Source organism: Klebsiella sp. 141153 (assembly GCF_032601995.1).
Lineage (GTDB): Bacteria > Pseudomonadota > Gammaproteobacteria > Enterobacterales > Enterobacteriaceae > Klebsiella > Klebsiella aerogenes.
Map to the genome: position 1 here is coordinate 1 of NZ_JAQIRJ010000015.1, position 15,693 is coordinate 15,693.

The following is a 15,693-nucleotide window of genomic DNA, read 5'->3' on the forward strand; positions in this document are numbered from 1 at the left end:
AGAAGTGAAACGCCGTAGCGCCGATGGTAGTGTGGGGTCTCCCCATGTGAGAGTAGGGAACTGCCAGGCATCAAATAAAACGAAAGGCTCAGTCGCAAGACTGGGCCTTTTGTTTTTGTGTTTTGCGGCCAGACGCGCCGCCGTCTCCCCCGGTGGCGCTGCGCTTACCGGGGCTACCAACCCGTAGCCCGGAAAAGGTGCGCAGCACCGCCTCCGGGGAAAGCCGCTGCCATATCAACGTAAACAAAGGCTCAGTCGGAAGACCGGGCCTTTTGTTTTGGTGTTTTGCGGTCAGACGCGCCGCCATCTCCCCCGGTGGCGCTGCGCTTACCGCTCCTTCCCCGGGCTACACTGCCTCCGGGAAAACATCCTATCTCTAAACTACGATTGCTTTTCTAACCAACTCGCAATAAACGTCGCGATCTGTGGGATATTATTTAAATCCAACAGCGGAAGTGACGTCGCGATGGGCACATCGCTGGCCACGGCGATCGTATGTTCATCAACCACCAACTCTTCTACACGATGTCCGCTGTTTTGCCGGAAAAGAAGGATCTTCGGCACAGGTTCATGCTTAAAACCCTCCACCAAAACAAAATCCGACTTGTTCGAATCCATTCTACTTACCAGCCATTGAAGGTCTAATTCAGCCTCATCTGGGGTTTCTGTCATCAGCGCCCAGCGCTGCTTACTGGCGACAATGGTTTGTGAAGCGCCAGCTTTACGCAACTCATAACTATCCTTGCCCGGCTTATCGACATCCATATCGTGATGAGTGTGCTTAATCAACCCCGGCCGCAACCCTTTGGCGCAGAGTTCAGGAATAAGACGCTTTAATAATGTTGTTTTCCCGGTACCGCTCCATGCGGCGATCGCTAGTAAGGGGATCATGATGGCTCCTGCATTTGCTGCAACTCATCCAGCGTATTCACATTGATGAATGCTGATTTCACATCGCTGAAATTCACCGGGCGCCCACCTACCTGGCGCATAAAGACCATCACCCGGCGTTCTCCATGAGCAAGATAAGTCTCCAGTTCCGGGATGATTTGACGATGAACTAATGCAACGGCGGGATGATCGCGCTCGCCATCGTGTGCCCAAACCACCGATGACGAGGCTTTCTGTTGTACAAAACGCTCGACCAGAAAAGAGGGGATGAACGGCGTGTCGCAGGGGCAAAAAACAAACCAGGGGCTATCTACCTGCTGCATAACGGCAAGCATTCCGGCCAGTGGACCTGGGTAATCATTCTGCGTATCGCGATATACCGGATATCCGCTGGCATGCCAGCGCTCAAGATGACGGTTAGCGCTAATCACTAACCTTGCTACCTGCGGCTCTAATGTATCCGCAACGTGACGCCAGAGAGGACGACCATTCAGCAGCTGCAATCCCTTATCAACACCGCCCATGCGCGTAGCTCTTCCACCCGCCAGCACGACGCCGGTTATTGCCTCGCTTTGCATATTAATATCGCCTCTTTCATTGTGGGATTGACCCTGTTAACTTGTCCCTATCAAGAGTAAGGAGCATGACTATGAAATGTAAACGCCTGAATGAAGTAATTGAGCTTCTCCAGCCTGCCTGGCAAAAAGAACCTGAACTGAACCTGATGCAATTCTTGCAGAAACTGGCGGCTGAAGCAGGTTACAAAGGTGAACTGGCCGATCTTTCTGATGATATTCTGATTTATCACCTGAAGATGCGTGATTCATCGAAAGAGGCCGTCATCCCGGGTATACAGAAAGATTATGAAGAGGATTTCAAAACCGCACTACTACGCGCGCGCGGTGTTATTAAAGAGTAAAAGGTTGTAAGTGCTGCCGCGAAACCGGCTACGAGATGATATCCTGAAGCATTCGTACGATTATCGGATGTCAGGATGCACGATAAGGCTTTTACTTTTCAGACGCTTCACCCGGATACCATCATTGATGGATTATTCGATCTGGGAATGCGGGTCGACTCCGGTCTGACTCCGCTTAATAGCTATGAGAACCGTGTTTACCAGTTTCAGGACGAAGATCGCCGCCGCTACGTGGTGAAGTTCTATCGTCCTGAACGCTGGTCTGCAGAACAGATCCTCGAAGAACACCAGTTTGCGCTTCAGCTCGTAGAGGATGAAGTGCCCGTTGCCGCGCCGCTCTTATTTAACGACAGCACGCTACATCAACATCAGGGATTCTTCTTTGCCGTCTTCCCAAGCCTCGGCGGCCGCCAGTTCGAAGCAGATAATCTTGACCAAATAGAATGGGTCGGGCGCTATCTTGGCCGCCTGCACCAGACCGGTCGTAAGCAGCGTTTTAATGCGCGTCCGGAAATTGGCGTACAAGAATATCTGTTGGAACCACGCCAGGTATTTGAACAGGCGACGCTTATTCCATCTGGCCTGAAGGCTGATTTCCTGGGTGCGGCTGATAAACTCATCGATGCCGTCAGGTCGCAGTGGCACGGGCGTGCGGATACGCTTCGTCTGCATGGCGACTGCCACGCCGGCAATATCCTGTGGCGCGATGGGCCGCTGTTTGTTGATTTAGATGATGCCCGCACCGGCCCGGCAGTACAGGATCTCTGGATGCTGCTGAATGGCGATAAAGCCGAACAGCGCATGCAGCTGGAGACCATCATTGAGGCCTATGAAGAATTCAGTCCCTTCAACACGGACGAAATCGCTCTCATCGAACCTTTACGCGCCATGCGTTTAGTTTATTATCTGGCGTGGCTGCTCAGGCGTTGGGACGATCCTGCTTTCCCTATAAATTTCCCATGGTTAACCGGGGAAGATTATTGGCGCGGGCAGACTGCAACATTTCTTGAGCAGGTGAAGGTTCTGCAGGAACCCCCTCTTCAGTTAACGCCAATGTATTAATGTGATATATCAGGAGAGAAATAATCATGAAAAAAATTTGGCTGGCGCTGGCTGGTATGATTCTGGCTTTCAGTGCATCCGCTGCCCAGATCACCGACGGCAAGCAGTACACCACCCTTGATAAGCCGGTTGCAGGCGAACCTCAGGTCCTTGAGTTCTTCTCATTCTACTGCCCGCACTGCTATCAGTTTGAAGAAGTGCTGCACGTTTCCGACAACGTACGTCAGAAACTGCCGGAAGGCACCAAAATGACCAAGTATCACGTTGAATTCCTGGGCCCGTTGGGTAAAGACCTGACCCAGGCGTGGGCTGTGGCGATCGCGCTGGGCGTTGAAGATAAAATTACCGCGCCGATGTTTGAAGCGGTACAGAAAACTCAAACCGTTCAGTCCACTGCTGACATCCGTAAAGTCTTCGTTGATGCGGGCGTTAAAGGTGAAGATTACGACGCGGCATGGAACAGCTTTGTGGTGAAGTCTCTGGTCGCACAGCAAGAGAAAGCCGCAGCCGATTTACAGCTGCAGGGCGTTCCGGCGATGTTTGTTAATGGTAAATACCAGCTGAACCCGCAGGGTATGGATACCAGCAACATGGACGCGTTTGTTTCTCAGTACGCAGATACTGTGAAACAACTGGTTGAAAAGAAATAAAAAAAATGCCGGTCACTGACCGGCTTTTTTTATCGACTAAATAGTTACGACTTTTCGTTACCCTGCATAATGTCAGTGAGCTGACGATCTTTTTCTTCCCAAAGCCCATTCAGCCAGCGCTGGAAACCACGCTTAAAGTTTTTATCATTGACGTAATCACCGTGTAATTCCTCGCCAATCGGCACCAGATTAATACGTACCACGATACGCGTCAGGCGACCGCTTAACATATCGTAAAACGGCCTGGTATTATTGTCCGGATAGCACAGCGTAACGTTCAGTAGCTTATCGAACTGTGCGCCGAGGACGTTTAACGCCATTGCTATGCCCGCAGCTTTAGGCGGCAGCAGGTTGTGGTAAGGCGAGCGCGTCTCGCGCTTCTTGTCTGCGGTAAACCTTGAGCCTTCGACAAAATTGACGATGGTAGTCGGATGAGAACGGAATTTTTCACATGAGCGGCGAGTCGTTTCGACGTCTTTACCGCGGCGTTCCGGGTGGCGCAGTAAGTAGCCGCGCGAATAACGGCGCATAAAAGGCATATCAAGCGCCCAGCAGGCCAGGCCGATAAATGGTACCCAGGCCAACTGCTGCTTGAGGAAATACTTGTTCATTGGGATATGTTTGCGAAACAGGACGCAAAGTACCACGATATCCGCCCAGCTGTGATGATTGCTGATAAGCAGATACCAGTTCTTTTTATTCAGCCCTTCCAGCCCCTGAACATCCCATTTCAACCATGGGTTGAGATGCAGCAACAGCGCCAGTCCTTCGCACCAGCAATACATCATGAAATTGCAAAAAACAGAAATAGAACGCCAAACCGCCGGGATAGGTACCAGCAGTTTAATCAGCCCGGCGATGATAATCGGCACGGAACAGATAATGGTGACTAAGATGGTAAGGGCGATACTCAGCGGGAGTGTTATCGCAGCGAGTAATCTCGACATAGTTAGTTTATTCAGAAAGTTAGGCCGGCAAAGAACGTTCTTAAACCGCGCAAGGGGCTGATTTTACCAGAAAACGCGGCAAATAACGGGTCTTACCAGAACAGAAAAAAACGCGAATCTTATATCCACATGGAACATTGAGTCATCATGAAGCATATATAGCCTTGGGTGCATAATTAATGCATTGATATATAATGATTTATAAGATTCTTTGTTACATGGTTTAGGCTTTTTTGGCTGAGGCGATAAAACTATGCACAAAGTTATCCACAGATAATATTGTGCAGCGATTCACCTCTGCGATGAATCTTTTCGGCTAAATGCGGGAAAAATTCAGGATTTCATGCCCGTCTGTGGCATCCTTTACCCATAATCTGATAAACAGGCACGGAAATTATGGTTCAGATCCCAGAAAACCCTCTCATCCTCGTCGACGGCTCCTCTTATCTATACCGGGCTTACCACGCCTTCCCGCCGCTAACCAATAGCGCAGGGGAGCCTACCGGCGCAATGTACGGCGTGCTGAATATGCTGCGTAGCCTGATCCTGCAGTATCAGCCGACGCATGCCGTCGTGGTATTTGATGCCAAAGGGAAAACCTTCCGTGACGAATTGTTTGAGCACTACAAATCACATCGTCCGCCGATGCCGGACGATCTACGCGCGCAGATCGAACCTCTGCACAAGATGGTGAAGGCGATGGGGCTGCCGCTGATGGCGGTGCCTGGCGTTGAAGCGGATGACGTTATCGGCACGCTGGCTCGCGAAGCGGAAAAAGTGGGCCGTCCGGTACTGATCAGCACCGGCGATAAAGATATGGCTCAGCTGGTGACGCCGGGCATTACCTTAATCAACACCATGACCAACACTATTCTCGGCCCGGAAGAGGTCGTGAATAAGTACGGCGTACCGCCGGAACTGATTATTGATTTCCTGGCGCTGATGGGCGACTCCTCAGATAACATACCTGGCGTCCCGGGCGTTGGGGAAAAAACGGCGCAGGCGCTACTGCAGGGATTGGGCGGTCTGGATGCGCTCTATGCGGAACCAGAAAAAATCGCCGGGCTGACCTTCCGCGGCGCGAAAACAATGGCGGCGAAGCTGGAGCAGAACAAAGAGGTGGCCTACCTCTCTTATCAACTCGCCACAATAAAAACCGATGTGGAGCTGGATCTCGGCTGCGAAGAGCTGTTAGTTGCGCAGCCAGCGGCAGATGAGCTGCTGGCGTTGTTTAAGCAATATGAATTCAAACGTTGGATCACCGATGTCGAATCCGGCAAATGGCTACAGGGGAAAGGCGCTAAACCAGCGGCGAAACCAGCTGAAGCTGCGGTGATTGTGGAAGAAGAGGTCGCCGCGACGCTCTCTGCCGAGCACTATGTGACGATCCTGGATGAAGCGACGCTGGTTGAATGGATTGCCAAACTGAAGAAAGCGCCGCTATTCGCTTTTGATACCGAAACGGATAGCCTCGATAACATTTCCGCCAATATGGTTGGTCTGTCATTCGCGATTGAGCCTGGCGTCGCGGCTTATGTGCCGGTGGCCCATGATTATCTCGACGCGCCGGATCAGATCCCACGTGAACGCGTGCTGGAGCTGCTCAAGCCGCTGCTGGAAGATGACAAGGTGCTAAAAGTAGGGCAAAACCTGAAGTACGATCGCGGCATCCTGGCCAACTACGACATTGAACTGCGTGGTATTGCCTTCGACACCATGCTGGAATCCTACACCCTCGACAGCGTCGCGGGTCGACATGATATGGATAGCCTGTCCGATCGCTGGTTGAAACACAAAACCATCACCTTTGAAGAGATTGCCGGTAAGGGAAAAAATCAGCTTACCTTCAATCAGATCGCCCTGGAAGAGGCCGGTCGTTACGCCGCGGAGGATGCTGACGTGACGCTGCAACTGCATCTGAAGATGTGGCCGCAGCTGCAGCAGCATGAAGGCCCGCTGAATATCTTTAAAAATATCGAGATGCCGCTGGTGCCGGTGCTGTCGCGGGTTGAGCGCAACGGCGTGAAGATCGATCCGGCGGTGCTACATGCGCATTCGCAGGAGATCGCGAAGCGTCTGGTTGAGCTGGAACAACGCGCCCATGAGATTGCCGGTGAGGAGTTCAACCTCTCTTCTACCAAACAGTTACAAACCATCCTGTTTGAAAAGCAGGGCATCAAGCCGCTGAAGAAAACGCCAGGCGGCGCGCCGTCGACTTCTGAAGAGGTGCTGGAGGAACTGGCGCTGGATTATCCGCTGCCGAAGGTGATCCTCGAGTATCGCGGGCTGGCGAAGCTGAAATCGACTTATACCGATAAGCTGCCGCTGATGATTAACCCAAAAACCGGCCGTGTTCATACCTCGTATCATCAGGCGGTAACGGCGACCGGGCGGCTCTCTTCGACCGATCCTAACCTGCAGAACATTCCGGTGCGTAATGACGAAGGTCGCCGCATTCGTCAGGCGTTTATTGCGCCTGAGGATTACCTGATTGTGTCTGCCGACTATTCGCAGATTGAGCTGCGCATCATGGCGCACCTGTCGCGCGATGAAGGGCTGCTGAAGGCTTTTGCGGAAGGTAAGGATATTCACCGCGCCACCGCGGCAGAGGTGTTTGGCCTACCGCTGGAAAGCGTCAGTAATGAACAGCGCCGTAGCGCGAAGGCGATTAACTTCGGCCTGATTTACGGCATGAGCGCATTTGGGCTGGCGCGTCAGCTGAATATTCCGCGTAAAGAAGCGCAGAAGTATATGGACCTCTATTTCGAGCGCTATCCGGGCGTACTGGACTATATGGAACGTACCCGCGCGCAGGCGAAAGAGCAGGGCTATGTCGAAACGCTGGAAGGGCGCCGTCTGTACCTGCCGGATATCAAATCCAGCAATGGCGCCCGCCGCGCGGGCGCGGAACGAGCGGCTATCAACGCTCCGATGCAGGGAACGGCGGCGGATATTATTAAGCGGGCGATGATTGCCGTTGATGACTGGCTGCTGAGCGAAAAACCGCGCGTGCGGATGATCATGCAGGTGCACGATGAACTGGTGTTTGAAGTGCACAAAGACGATCTGGACAGCGTATCGAAGAAGGTGCATGAGTTAATGGAAAACAGTACCACCCTGGCCGTGCCGTTATTAGTGGAAGTCGGTAGCGGCGAAAACTGGGATCAAGCGCACTAAGTGGGCAATCTGTAAGGCTCTTTTTTGTAAGTAAGCAACATAACTTATAGATTTTTGTGATGGTCATTTGAATTTGTTATGTAAATAGTGAAAAAAAACTACAAAAAGTGCTTTATCCATAACCGAAAGAAGAGTAAAGTTATTCGCGTAGGGTACAGAGGTAAGATGTTCTATCTTTCAGACCTTTTACTTCACGTAATCGGATTTGGCTGAATATTTTAGCCGCCCCGGTCATTTATGACCGGGGCGTTTTTTATTGCGCGAAAGAAAAGTTTTACGTGCTGACAACAGCGCAAAATGAACGTCCGGATAGGGCGCTGGGCGCCATTATCCGGAAAAAGCGGGGGTTACTCTGCGTCTTCGGCGGCTTCTTGCGGCGGGATTTCGTTAAACCAGCTATCCAGCTTCTGACGCAACTTATCCACGCCAGATTTTTTCAGCGAAGAGAAAGGTTCAACCTGGATATCGCCATTGAAGGCCAGTACCGCTTCACGCACCATATTGACCTGCGCTTTACGCGCGCCGCTGGCGAGCTTATCGGCTTTGGTTAGCAGCACCAGCACCTGAATATCGCTTTCTACCGCCCACTCGATCATCTGCTGATCGAGATCTTTCAGCGGATGACGAATATCCATCAATACCACCAGGCCTTTCAGGCACAGACGTTTTTCAAGATACTCACCCAGCGCTTTCTGCCATTTGATTTTCATCTCTTCCGGCACCTGCGCGTAGCCATAACCCGGCAAGTCGACCAGGCGTTTACCTTCCGCAACCTCAAACAGGTTGATAAGCTGGGTACGACCCGGCGTTTTTGACGTACGCGCCAGGCTTTTCTGGTTAGTCAGCGTATTAAGGGCGCTGGATTTGCCCGCATTTGAGCGGCCAGCGAATGCCACTTCGATTCCGGTATCGGATGGAAGATGGCGGATATCAGGCGCGCTCGTAACAAAATGCGTCTGTTGATAATTCCAGTTGGTCAAGACTGTCGTCTCCGTAAAATCAGGCTATGGCGGGGATTATACCTGAAAGGCAGAAAAAGGCTGTTTTTACCGCACGCCGTTACTGTAAGTAAAAACCATACACTTTGTGAGACATTGCCCATAAGGACTATACGAAATTTGTGAGAAAAACCTGACGTCAAATTCATAGATCACCGTTAAATCATGCTGTTACAGGAAACTCCATATCCTTAAGCTATCTTTTCATCCTACAGGTGGTTGTCGATTTCCGGCAAAACGGTAAAGTAGTGGGCAAAGGCGAGGAAGCCAGAGGATTACGACTCAGGACGAGGGGTCAGGAGCGCCAGGAGGCGAAGACCAGGATTGTCAGGATGACAAACGTCTGGAGACGTTTTAAAAGGGAAAGGGATAGAACAAGGACCGTTGGAAGCTAAGGGAAAGACAGGGTAAGTCGATAGCTGACATGGAAAGTGGAAACCCGTTAAGGGTTGTGAGTGCGGAAAAAGGCGACAGATTAATCTGTCGCCTTTTTTCTTTGCTTGCTTTCTGCTAGATTCCGCCTCAATTCTATACTGAAGAAAACTGTCTGAAGATCACACATCATGAAAAAACCGGCATCCGCATCGCGCGGTAAAGCACGTGGTAAGTCGCGTGAAGAGTTGAACCAGGAAGCACGCGACCGTAAACGTCAGAAAAAACACCGCGGCCATGCCGCAGGCAGCCGCGCCAGCGGCGGCGATGCTGCTTCAGCAAGCAAAGGTCGCAGCCAGCAGCAGGACCCACGTATTGGCAGCAAAAAACCGATCCCGCTGGGCGTGACTGAAAGCACCCCGGCCGTTAAGCAGCACAAACCGAAGAGCGAGAAACCTATGCTTTCACCGCAGGCTGAGCTGGATTTGCTGGAGAATGATGAGCGCCTGGACGCGCTGCTGGAACGTCTGGAAGAGGGCGGTACCCTGAATGCTGAAGAGCAGGCCTGGGTCGATGCCAAACTGGATCGTATTGACGCGCTGATGCAGCAGCTTGGCCTCTCCTATGATGACGACGAGGACGAGGAAGAAGAAGAGCGTCAGGAAGATATGATGCGTCTGCTGAAGGGTGGAAACTAACGTTTGCATCCCATCGGATTCCCGGTCCTGCTTATAACCCTTCTGGTTATATGTTATCTGCTGTGGTTATTCGTTAAACTAAGACGGTTGTCGCGGCGTCAAAAATGGCTGCGCAACCGGCTCATGACCCGAGGTGCGGTTGGGCCGGCACGACGTACCCGTCGGCGGCATCATCGGAAGGAGTGAGCATGTCTGAGCAGTTAATCGACTGGGATCTGGCCCTTATCCAGAAATATAACTATTCCGGGCCGCGATATACCTCGTATCCCACCGCGCTGGAGTTTTCTCCGGCGTTCGGCGCTGCTGATTTTGCCGCCGCCGTCGCCCGCTACCCGCAGCGCCCGCTGTCGCTGTACGTCCATATCCCTTTCTGCCATAAGCTCTGCTATTTCTGCGGCTGTAATAAGATTGTCACCCGTCAGCAGCATAAGGCCGATCAGTATCTTGATGTCCTTGAGCAGGAAATTATTCACCGCGCGCCGCTTTTTGCCGGCCGTCAGGTTAGCCAGCTGCACTGGGGCGGCGGTACGCCAACCTATCTCAACAAAGCGCAAATCAGCCGCTTGATGAATCTGCTGCGCGACCACTTTAACTTCAACGCCGATGCGGAAATCTCAATTGAGGTTGATCCGCGTGAAATCGAACTGGATGTACTGGATCATTTACGATCCGCAGGGTTCAACCGTCTGAGCATGGGGGTGCAGGATTTCAATAAAGAAGTACAGCGCCTGGTGAACCGTGAACAAGATGAAGAATTCATCTTTGCGCTGCTGCGTCATGCGCGTGAGATTGGCTTCACATCGACCAACATCGATTTGATTTACGGTCTGCCGAAGCAAACGCCGGAAAGCTTTGCCTTCACGCTGCAGAAAGTGGCTGAACTCAACCCGGACCGTCTGAGCGTCTTTAACTACGCGCATCTGCCAACGTTATTCGCTGCGCAGCGCAAAATTAAAGACGCGGATTTACCGAGCGCAGAGCAGAAACTGGATATCCTGCAGGAAACCATCGCTTCGCTTACCGACGCTGGCTATCAGTTTATCGGCATGGACCACTTTGCCCGGCCGGACGATGAACTGGCGATTGCCCAGCGCGAAGGCGTGCTGCACCGCAACTTCCAGGGATACACCACCCAGGGCGATACCGATCTGCTCGGAATGGGCGTGTCGGCGATCAGTATGATTGGCGACTGCTACGCGCAGAACCAGAAAGAGCTGAAACAGTATTACCAACAGGTCGATGAAAGCGGTACCGCGCTGTGGCGGGGTATTGCGTTAACCCGCGATGATTGTATCCGCCGGGATGTCATTAAGGCCCTGATTTGCAACTTCCGTCTTGAGTTCGCGGCGGTTGAAGCGCAGTGGGATCTTATCTTCAACGATTACTTTGCCGAAGATATGAAATTGCTGGCGCCGCTGGCGAAAGACGGGCTGGTGGATGTGGATGAAAAAGGAATACAGGTCACGGCAAAAGGCCGTCTGTTGATTCGTAACATCTGTATGTGCTTCGATGCCTATCTGCGGCAGAAAGCGCGCCTGCAGCAGTTCTCTCGCGTTATTTAAGCGAATCCCGGTGAGCCAGCTCACCGGGCGTTCATTTCGCCGCTAAGACCGGTGTTATTCCATTCCCAGCTCTTTTAGCTTCCGTGTTAACGTATTTCGCCCCCAGCCCAGCAGGCGAGCGGCTTCCTGCTTATGCCCTTGCGTATGACGCAGCGCGGTGGTGAGCAGTGCACGCTCCATCTCCGGCTGCGCTTCTGATAGCAGGTTTTGATGACCGGAACGCAGGGCGCGGTCAGCCCATTGCCCCAGCAGCGTCGCCCAGCTATCCGGTTGGATCTGCGTTGGGCTATCGGGAATCGACGTTTCGAACAGCTCAGACGGCAGATCCTGGGTCAATACCTCCTGGCCTGCTGCCATCACCGTTAGCCAGCGACAGGTGTTCTCCAGCTGTCGTACGTTACCGGGCCAGGCCAACCGCGTCAGCGCCGCTTCCGTTTCCGGATGCAGCTGCTTGGCTTCGACGCCCAGTTCGCGGGCGGCAATCTGCAGGAAGTGGCGCGCCAGGCGCGGAATATCTTCCCGGCGTTCGCGCAGCGGCGGCAAATGTACGCGAATCACGTTCAGGCGATGGAACAAATCTTCACGGAATTTTCCTTCCTGCACGCGTAGCTCAAGGTTCTGGTGGGTCGCGGCAATAATCCGCACATCGACTTTCACCGGCGCATAACCGCCAACGCGATAAAATTGACCGTCAGCCAGCACGCGCAGCAGTCGCGTCTGAACATCCAGCGGCATATCGCCAATTTCATCAAGGAACAGCGTACCGCCATCGGCCTGCTCAAAACGCCCCTGACGGACGGTATTGGCGCCGGTAAAAGCTCCTTTTTCATGGCCGAATAGTTCCGATTCAATCAAATCTTTCGGAATGGCCGCCATGTTAAGGGCGATAAACGGCGATTTGGCGCGTGGACTGTGGCGATGCAGCGCGTGGGCGACCAGCTCTTTACCGGTACCTGATTCGCCGTTGATCAGTACGCTGATTGAGGAGCGTGACAGTCGGCCAATGATGCGAAACACATCCTGCATCGCCGGCGCTTCGCCAATAATATCGGCCGTCGGGCTGCTGACCGGCGTATTACGCGGCTGCTGCTGCTCCTGATAATGGCTAATCGCACGGTCAACCAGCGCGACAGCCTCATCAATATCAAAAGGTTTCGGCAGGTAATCAAAGGCCCCCTGCTGATAGGCGCTGACGGCGGCATCGAGATCCGAGTGCGCGGTCATAATGATGACCGGAAGCATCGGATGGCGTTGTTTAATCTGCTTTAACAGCGCCAGGCCGTCCATCCCAGGCATGCGAATGTCGGAAAGTAAAACGTCCGGCGTTTTGGTAGTGAGGGCATCAAGCACCTCATTGCCGCTCTCAAACGTGGTGCAGCTTAAACCCGCTCCGGTGAGTGCGCGTTCAAGCACCCAACGGATGGAGCTATCGTCATCGACTACCCAGGCTATCCCTCGTTGCATAAACACCTCTATTTCCGAATAGGCAGGTATACCGAGAACTCGGTATGGCCTGGCCAACTGGTAAATTCAATTTTGCCGGAGTGCTGATCGATAAGACTGCGGGCGATGGAAAGCCCAAGACCGGTACCGCCTTCGCGGCCGCTAACCATGGGGTAAAACAGCGTATCCTGCAGATGGGGCGGGATACCGGGCCCGTTATCTTCCACGTCGATACGCGCCGCCAGACGGTAACGTACGCCGTGGAGCGTGAGCTGAAAGGCGGTTCGGGTGCGCAGGATGATTTCGCCGCCCTCGGGCCCCAGGGCCTGCAGCGCGTTGCGCACGATATTCAGCAGCACTTGCTCGATTTGTTCCGGGTCGTGGGCAAGCTCAGGCAGGCTCGGGTCGTAATCGCGGATCAATTTGACGTTATCCGGCAGCTCCATGGAGACCAGTGCCACCACGCGCTCCGCGACTTTATGAATGCTTTCCGTGATGTGCATACCGGGATGCTGCGGCCCCAGCAGGCGATCGACCAGGTTACGTAACCTGTCGGCCTGTTCAATAATCACCTGGGTATATTCCATCAGCGCGGGATCCGGTAGCGCTTTACTCAATAGCTGCGCCGCGCCGCGCAGGCCGCCGAGCGGGTTTTTAATCTCATGCGCCAGACCGCGCACTAAATCGCGCGCCGCCACCTGCTGAGCATGCTGCAGCTGTTCCTGGCTCAAACGACGCTGATTATCCATCGGCGACATCTCAAGCAGGATATAGCCTTCAGGCAGGCGCTGAGCGGTGAGGGAGAGAATGTGCGAGCGGCCGTCAATCACCAGCGTCACTTCGTTATCCGTGAAGCCCTGACCCGCCTGCAGGCTCTCCTGCATCAGGCCAATGTTTAACGAAAAGTAGCTCAGCAATTCCGGCAGCGGCGTACCGAATAATTTACGCGAGCTTTGCGCCAGTAACTGCTGGGCTGCCGGGTTGGCATAATGCACCGCGAGGTCGTCATCGACTAATAAGATACTGTGGATCAGCGAGTTGAGGATCTGCCCAGCATCGGGCTGTGTGCCTGTTGCCATCTGACAGTCTCCTGAAATGGTTGCACTATTTTAGTGCAGTATAGCTTTTTATTGGTAAAAAGCGCGAGAGATCAGCGTGTTGCTGGTGAAAAAAGCCCATTCTGAGATGGGCTGAAAGTTTCCACGGCAACAAAACATCCCTGGTATCCCGTGCCACAACACGGGAACACCATGGATTTACAGCAAAATCAGACGCTGTAGTACAGTTCGAACTCAACCGGGTGCGGAGTCATACGTACGCGGTCGTTTTCTTCAATGCGCAGGGCGATGTAAGCATCGATAGCTTCGTCAGTGAAGACGCCGCCTGCGGTCAGGAACTCGCGGTCTGCATCCAGAGCCTGCAGGGCTTCTTCCAGAGAACCGGCAACCTGCGGGATTTCTTTCGCTTCTTCCGGCGGCAGATCGTACAGGTTTTTGTCCATCGCATCGCCAGGATGGATTTTGTTTTTAATACCGTCGAGGCCGGCCATCAGCAGCGCGGCAAAGCACAGGTACGGGTTGGCAGCCGGGTCCGGGAAGCGCACTTCGATACGACGCGCTTTCGGAGAGGCGACCACTGGAATACGGATGGAAGCAGAGCGGTTACGGGCGGAGTAAGCCAGCATGACCGGCGCTTCGTAACCCGGAACCAGACGCTTGTAGGAGTTGGTGGTCGGGTTCGCCAGGGCGTTGATCGCTTTAGCGTGCTTGATAACACCGCCGATGTAGTGCAGCGCTTGCTCAGACAGGCCCGCGTATTTGTCGCCGGAGAACAGGTTTACGCCGTTCTTGGACAGGGACATGTGGCAGTGCATGCCGGAACCGTTATCGCCAAACATTGGTTTTGGCATGAAGGTCGCGGTTTTACCGAAACGGTGAGCGACGTTGTGTACAACGTATTTGTAGATCTGAATTTCGTCCGCTTTTTTGGTCATGGTGTTGAAGCGGGTGGCGATTTCGTTCTGACCTGCAGTTGCCACTTCGTGGTGGTGAGCTTCAACAACCAGGCCCATCTCTTCCATGATCATACACATGGTAGAGCGGATGTCCTGAGAGGAGTCTACCGGCGGAACCGGGAAGTAACCGCCTTTCACGCCCGGACGGTGGCCTTTGTTGCCGCCTTCGTATTTGGTAGAAGAGTTCCATGCGCCTTCGATATCGTCAATGGCCACGTGGGAACCAGAGATGGATGCGCCAAAGCGGATGTCGTCGAACAGGAAGAATTCTGGTTCCGGCCCGAACAGAACGGTGTCGGCGATGCCGGTGGCGCGCAGGTATTCTTCAGCGCGCTTGGCGATAGAGCGCGGGTCGCGGTCGTAGCCCTGCAGGGTGCCTGGTTCCAGGATATCGCAGCGGATGATCAGCGTCGGTTCTTCGTAGAACGGGTCGATCAGCGCCGTGGTGGCATCCGGCATCAGGACCATGTCGGATTCGTTAATACCTTTCCAACCGCCAATCGAGGAGCCATCAAACATTTTGCCTTCTTCAAAGAATTCGGCATTTACCTGATGGGAAGGAATCGTGACGTGCTGTTCTTTACCTTTGGTATCGGTGAAGCGCAGATCGACAAACTTCACTTCGTGCTCGTTCAGCATCGTCAAAACGTGTTCAGCGGACATACTTAAACTCTCCCGGATTGGTCATTGTCGTCGTGGTAACGAACTTCTTACTACTTAAAAGTGGCGTTGTTGCCTTAAAAAATATAAAGCGAAATCTGTGCCAACTTTTAAAATTACGGTAAAACGCTGTATCATGCGCACCATAGTGCAAAAGGACTGCACCATGATGGAGATAATGCACCAAAATAGTGCCTCGATGTGAACATTGAGCACCATTTTGGTGCAATTTTTATTACGGTGCCCTTTTATCGCTCCGTGAAAGCGATCACAAACAAACTCTGCAATACTTGTTTGCGG

The 15,693-nt window shown here is 53.1% G+C and carries 13 protein-coding genes; 6 read left to right on the forward strand and 7 right to left on the reverse strand.

Annotated elements, in window-relative coordinates:
* Positions 1-381: 381 nt before the first annotated feature.
* Positions 382-891, reverse strand: a complete 510-nt coding sequence (gene mobB / locus PGS10_RS22910; protein ID WP_045395239.1) for a molybdopterin-guanine dinucleotide biosynthesis protein MobB — start codon at positions 889-891, stop codon at positions 382-384.
* Complete coding sequence (mobA, locus tag PGS10_RS22915; RefSeq protein WP_047078394.1) at positions 888-1,469, reverse strand: molybdenum cofactor guanylyltransferase MobA; 582 nt, start codon at positions 1,467-1,469, stop codon at positions 888-890. Before mobA ends, mobB begins: the two co-directional genes overlap by 4 nt.
* 71 nt (positions 1,470-1,540) lie before the next feature.
* On the opposite strand from mobA, the gene PGS10_RS22920 reads away from it, so the two are divergent.
* The 3 genes from PGS10_RS22920 to dsbA all read left to right on the forward strand — a co-directional run bounded on the left by PGS10_RS22920 (position 1,541) and on the right by dsbA (position 3,522).
* Positions 1,541-1,810 (forward strand): YihD family protein, encoded by a 270-nt coding sequence (locus tag PGS10_RS22920; protein WP_015368982.1) that lies wholly within the window; start codon positions 1,541-1,543, stop codon positions 1,808-1,810.
* A gap of 75 nt (positions 1,811-1,885) precedes the next feature.
* Complete coding sequence (locus PGS10_RS22925; RefSeq protein ID WP_045395243.1) at positions 1,886-2,872, forward strand: serine/threonine protein kinase; 987 nt, start codon at positions 1,886-1,888, stop codon at positions 2,870-2,872.
* Between the two features lie 26 nt (positions 2,873-2,898).
* Positions 2,899-3,522, forward strand: a complete 624-nt coding sequence (gene dsbA, locus PGS10_RS22930; RefSeq protein WP_045395245.1) for a thiol:disulfide interchange protein DsbA — start codon at positions 2,899-2,901, stop codon at positions 3,520-3,522.
* A gap of 44 nt (positions 3,523-3,566) precedes the next feature.
* Here the strand turns inward: dsbA and PGS10_RS22935 are convergent, their stop codons facing one another.
* On the reverse strand, positions 3,567-4,469 hold the full coding sequence (locus tag PGS10_RS22935; RefSeq protein ID WP_047078393.1) for an acyltransferase: 903 nt from the start codon (positions 4,467-4,469) through the stop codon (positions 3,567-3,569).
* A gap of 396 nt (positions 4,470-4,865) precedes the next feature.
* On the opposite strand from PGS10_RS22935, the gene polA reads away from it, so the two are divergent.
* A complete protein-coding gene (gene polA, locus PGS10_RS22940) occupies positions 4,866-7,646 on the forward strand; it encodes a DNA polymerase I (protein ID WP_045395250.1) in 2,781 nt (926 codons plus the stop codon).
* 347 nt (positions 7,647-7,993) lie between these two features.
* On the opposite strand, the gene yihA is transcribed toward polA, so the two are convergent.
* Complete coding sequence (yihA, locus tag PGS10_RS22945) at positions 7,994-8,626, reverse strand: ribosome biogenesis GTP-binding protein YihA/YsxC (RefSeq protein ID WP_045395252.1); 633 nt, start codon at positions 8,624-8,626, stop codon at positions 7,994-7,996.
* Positions 8,627-9,207: 581 nt separating this feature from the next.
* Between yihA and yihI the strand changes: the two genes are divergently transcribed.
* On the forward strand, positions 9,208-9,714 hold the full coding sequence (gene yihI, locus PGS10_RS22950; protein WP_045395254.1) for a Der GTPase-activating protein YihI: 507 nt from the start codon (positions 9,208-9,210) through the stop codon (positions 9,712-9,714).
* A 188-nt stretch (positions 9,715-9,902) separates the two neighbouring features.
* Positions 9,903-11,276, forward strand: coding sequence for an oxygen-independent coproporphyrinogen III oxidase (hemN, locus tag PGS10_RS22955; RefSeq protein ID WP_049061662.1), 1,374 nt, complete (start codon positions 9,903-9,905; stop codon positions 11,274-11,276).
* A gap of 54 nt (positions 11,277-11,330) precedes the next feature.
* Here the strand turns inward: hemN and glnG are convergent, their stop codons facing one another.
* The 3 genes from glnG to glnA form a co-directional block, all read right to left on the reverse strand.
* The gene (gene glnG / locus PGS10_RS22960) at positions 11,331-12,740 is read right to left on the reverse strand and encodes a nitrogen regulation protein NR(I) (RefSeq protein ID WP_015368973.1); all 1,410 of its coding nucleotides are present in this window, start codon (positions 12,738-12,740) and stop codon (positions 11,331-11,333) included.
* Positions 12,741-12,748: 8 nt separating this feature from the next.
* Positions 12,749-13,798 carry a nitrogen regulation protein NR(II) gene (glnL, locus tag PGS10_RS22965; RefSeq protein WP_015368972.1) on the reverse strand — a complete coding sequence of 350 codons (1,050 nt, stop codon included), beginning with the start codon at positions 13,796-13,798 and terminating at the stop codon, positions 12,749-12,751.
* 188 nt (positions 13,799-13,986) lie between these two features.
* Positions 13,987-15,396: a glutamate--ammonia ligase gene (gene glnA, locus PGS10_RS22970; protein ID WP_015368971.1), complete on the reverse strand. Its 1,410-nt coding sequence runs from the start codon at positions 15,394-15,396 to the stop codon at positions 13,987-13,989.
* Positions 15,397-15,693: the final 297 nt, after the last annotated feature.